A 1,530-nucleotide genomic window follows, 5' to 3' on the forward strand; every position below is an offset into this window, starting at 1 on the left:
AACACGGTCAAACCCCGCCCTGCCCACCAGGCGACGCGGCAACGCGCCGCCCACAAACCCAAAACACCGCCCACCCGCGATGTCGCCTCGAACATGTGAGCCCCGCGGACAATGTGGGGCCCAATGCCGCTGGGGGTATCGGCAATCTATCACGCCAGATTGATTGGTAGCGACGAAACCTTGAGCGGCCATAAGCGTTTATTGCTTCAGCCCAATTGAGGTGGTTCCAATGCAAACGGCATGGTTCTCCAAACCTGTGGCGGTTTTGGTCGGCGTCACCGGTTCCATCCATCATCTGTCCAACACACAGCAGGCCATTGATTTGCTCACCACACATTGGCGTGACGCAGGCAGCCCGAAGCATCGGTCCGCACTGCGCGCCTGCCAGCGGGCGACGAGCGGCGATGTTGCCCCCGACGTCGCCAGGGCGGCGCTCGTCGAAGCAGCGCGCGAAGCCCACATCCTGATCGAATAGCCACATCGTGATCTAATAGGCGTATCGATTGAACCTGCTGACGCTATAATCGCTGCGCCCCCTCCGGAGAACGCCTGCCATGACCCTGAAAACACGCAAGCTCGGCAGCCAGGGGCTGCAGGTCTCGGCTATCGGCCTCGGCTGCATGGGCATGAGCCAGTCCTATGGCCCGGCCGACGAGGCCGAATCCATCGCCACGCTGCACCGTGCCATCGACCTCGGCTGCACCTTCCTCGACACCGCCGAAGTCTATGGCCCTTACGACAACGAAGCCCTGCTCGGCCGGGCATTGAAGGGCAAGCGCGACCTGGTGACGATCGCCACGAAATTTGGCTTCCGCATCGAAAACGGCAAGCAGACCGGAACCGACAGCCGGCCCGAGCACATTCGAGAGGCGGTGGAAGCCTCGCTCGGCCGCCTCGGAACCGACCGTATCGACCTGCTCTACCAGCACCGCGTCGACCCGGCGGTGCCGATGGAGGATGTCGCGGGCGCCGTCGGCGAACTCGTCGCGCAAGGCAAGGTGCGCTTCTTCGGCCTGTCGGAAGCGGGTGCAGCCAACATCCGCCGGGCGCATGCCGTGCATCCGGTGTCGGCGTTGCAGAGTGAGTATTCGCTGTGGGAGCGCAATCTGGAGCCGGAGATCATCCCGCTGCTTGGCGAACTCGGCATCGGCCTGGTGCCGTTCTCGCCGCTCGGCCGAGGGTTTCTCACCGGCCAGGTCAAGCGTGCGGAAGACTATCCCGACGGCGATTATCGCCGCAACGACCCGCGCTACCAGGGCGAAAACTACGACGCCAATGTCGAGGCGGCCGCCAAGGTGAGCGACATCGCCGCTGCCCGCGGCGTCAAGCCCGGCCAGGTCGCGCTGGCCTGGCTGCTGGCGAAGGGCGACGGCTTTGGCATCGACATCGTGCCGATCCCCGGCACCAAGCGCAGAAAATACCTGGAAGAGAACGTCGCCGGCGCCGCTATCAAACTCGATGCCGCCGAGATGGCCGCGCTCAACGAAGCGCTCGCGCCGGGAAAAATCTCCGGCCCGCGCTATACCGAGC

At 64.4% G+C, this 1,530-nt stretch carries 2 protein-coding genes; both read left to right on the plus strand.

Annotated features, from left to right (window positions below):
* Positions 1–229: 229 nt before the first annotated feature.
* Positions 230–475, plus strand: a complete 246-nt coding sequence (locus tag EOA22_RS33180) for a DUF982 domain-containing protein (protein ID WP_127390585.1) — start codon at positions 230–232, stop codon at positions 473–475.
* A gap of 79 nt (positions 476–554) precedes the next feature.
* The coding region (locus EOA22_RS33185) for an aldo/keto reductase (RefSeq protein WP_164756163.1) at positions 555–1,530 on the plus strand (976 nt) is incomplete at its 3' end.

It is taken from the genome of Mesorhizobium sp. M7A.F.Ca.US.014.04.1.1 (assembly GCF_003998745.1).
GTDB lineage: Bacteria > Pseudomonadota > Alphaproteobacteria > Rhizobiales > Rhizobiaceae > Mesorhizobium > Mesorhizobium ciceri.

Bases quoted from the DNA above. Each gene is read 5' to 3' on its own strand.
- EOA22_RS33180 (WP_127390585.1), top strand. From the start codon at position 230: ATGCAAACGGCATGGTTCTCCAAACCTGTGGCGGTTTTGGTCGGCGTC.